1 protein-coding gene and 1 pseudogene are annotated in these 2,740 nt (G+C 68.9%); one reads left to right on the forward strand and one right to left on the reverse strand.

Features of this window, described 5'->3' with window-relative positions:
- Positions 1-1,167: pseudogene (locus FMP39_RS37035) on the reverse strand (hypothetical protein); the annotation flags it as partial.
- A 295-nt stretch (positions 1,168-1,462) separates the two neighbouring features.
- On the opposite strand from FMP39_RS37035, the gene FMP39_RS37040 reads away from it, so the two are divergent.
- Positions 1,463-2,740, forward strand: a 1,278-nt coding sequence (locus FMP39_RS37040; protein ID WP_141594673.1) for a serine protease, incomplete at its 3' end; no start/stop codon positions are given.

Raw genomic sequence — 2,740 nt, forward strand, 5'->3', positions numbered from 1 at the left:
CCCCGAAGCCCCCCGAGCCGGCGCCCCGGGCTCCGAAGAAGCGGCGCCCATCGGAGGAAACGGAGGCCGAGTCGGCCCGCCCTGCCGCGACGCCAACCCAGGCGGCTGCGTCCCACCACCAGCGCCCTGCGGAGCCACCGGCATGGCCGAAGCCACAGCAACTCCTGGCGCGGGAACACCACCATCGAAGTCCTCGGACACAGCCGCCCCGTCCTCGACGACCTCGCCCTCCTCCAGCACCTCCCCTTCCTCCAGGAGGTCAATCTCCTCCGCGGGCGCCGACTCCAGCGCGAACGGAGGCGGCGCGACGGCACGCGGCGTCTCCGTCGGCGTGAGTCGCGGCGGCGAGGCAGGCCGCGCCCCCCCACCCACTGGCGTCAGCGTCGGAGGCACGGGCACCTCGGGCGTCACCACCCGCATCCCGCCGTCCTCCCCGAAATCAATCCGCGCCACCGGAGGCGCGGACGACGACAGCGGGTCCAACGAATGCGAGCTCCCCGAAGCGGCCGGCGCCCACCGGCCCGAGCCTGAATCCTCGGGCTCCGTGTCCGGGTCATCGCCGCTCAAGTACTGCCCGGGCGCGAGCCCACCGAACATCCCTTCCGCCTCGGGCTCCGCTCTCACGGGCGCGGGAGGCGGAGGCGTCATGCTCATCGCGGCGGGCATCGAAGGGAGCGCCACGGCCGCGGTCCGCTGCGGACGCTTCGTCGAGGCCATCTGGATGAATCGCGTCTCGCGCTTGATGCCGTAGCGAAGCTCCTGGAACTGGAACAGCCGCAGCTCCGGCGTGACGTACGGAACGATGCGCAGACCGGTGATGAACCCCAGCGCATCCGCGTGCTCGATTTCCAGCGGGCTGGCCATGGCCACCTTGAGCCGCCGGCCTTCCTGCTCCAGCGGGAAGGCCTGGTGCTTCTCCGCCAGTGCCGCGGGAAGCAGTTGCAGCACCGCGTCCGGTGCCGCCACGAAGTCCGCTTCCTGCGCCACCGGGTAGCGGCACATCTCCCCCAGCACCATGGCCAGGGTGTCGATGTCGAGGATGTCCAGCTCGACAAGGTTGGAGCCCAACCTTCCGCCGTAGATGAGCTGGGCCCGGAGGGCTTCGTCGAGCTGCGCCTGCGTGATGAGGCCCTTGCGGACCAGGATCGCTCCGAGCTTTTCGGCCATGTCCGGCCGATTCTAGACGCCTTCTCAGCGACTGAGACGCCCCTCCCACCGCGTGGCCGCTGCATGCCAGCCAGGCCGCACGACCGGCGCCACAGGCACCTGCGCCGAGTGAAACCAAGGCCCTGGCCCAAACCCCACGCCGCAACGGAAAACCAATACTCACCGTGAAGCGGAAAATCTCCAACCACACCGTTCCGGCCACGGAACCCATGGCAATCACAAGGAATTGACGGTTTCTCAGGATATGACTGGGAGTGCAGTCAAACCCGCCAAGGCTTCACTCCCAGGAGAATCGATGAAACGCATCCCACTCGCATGTCTGGTCACGGCGCTGGTCACGGGGGCGCCGGCGGCGCTGGCCTCCGATGAGGTCTGCCAGCAGGAAGAAGTTTCCTCTTCGTCACAGCGGCTCACGAAGGTGGGCGAGGACGTCTTCCGTCGCTTCGAGACGACCCACCCCTACGCCACCACGCAGATTCGCGCCTCCGACGGCCCCATCCACACGGACGTCATCACCCACGCTGGGGCGGCGTACATCGCGCCCCACTTCGAGCGGCTCGACCTGGAGGATGGCGACTTCGTCGTGGTGCGCTCGCCGGACAACTCCCGGTCGTGGCGCTACGACAACTCGCACCCGGGTGCGCGCAGTGGCTTCTGGGCCATCCACATTGCCGGTGAGACAGCCATCATCGAGCTGCACAGCCGCGACAGCGTGAGCCGCCGCGGCATCCTCAACAAGCACGGCTACTCCATCGACCGGTACGCCCGGGGCTACACCAACGCGGAGATGGGCGTGTCGAACGACAAGGCGCTGTGCGGCCCGGACGACACGCAGTGGGCGCCCTGCTACGCCTCCAGCGACCCCACCCTCTACGGCCGCGCTCGTCCAGTGGCGCGCCTGCTCATCAACGGCTCCGGTGCGTGCACGGGCTGGCTCGTGGGCAGCCAGGGCCACCTGATGACCAACCAGCACTGCGTCGGTACGGCGAGCGAAGCGCAGAACACCCAGTACGAGTTCATGGCGGAAGGCGCGAGCTGTTCGACGAGCTGCGCGAGCTGGTTCGGTTGTCCGGGCAACGTCATCCCGGGCGGCACGCTGGTGAAGGTGGACGCGCCGCGTGACTACGCGCTCATCCAGTTGTCCCAGAACCCGGTGAACACCTACGGCTACCTCCAGCTGCGCTCGTCCGGCGCCGTGGTGAACGAGCGCATCTACCTGCCGCAGCACCCGGCCGGCCACGGCAAGAAGATCGCCGTGCGCTCCACGGATGCCCGGGATGAGTCCGGCTTCGCGGAGATCTACAGCCGCAATGAGGCCTCCTGCCAGTCCGGTGGCCCCAACGACATCGGCTACTACGCGGACACGCAGGGCGGCTCCTCCGGCTCGCCCGTCATCGGCCATTCGGACAACCTGGTGGTGGCCCTGCACCACTGCGCCAACTGCCCCAACCGCGGCGTGCCCATCGAAGCGGTCATCAGCCACCTGGGTACCAGCCTGCCCCAGTGCGCGCTGCCCGCCGCCGACTGCCCCAACCCCGGCGGCAACGGTGAGCCGCCGGGGTTGGGGCAGTCG

The sequence above is a fragment of the Myxococcus sp. AB056 genome (assembly GCF_006547365.1).
Taxonomy (GTDB): Bacteria; Myxococcota; Myxococcia; order Myxococcales; family Myxococcaceae; genus Myxococcus; species Myxococcus virescens.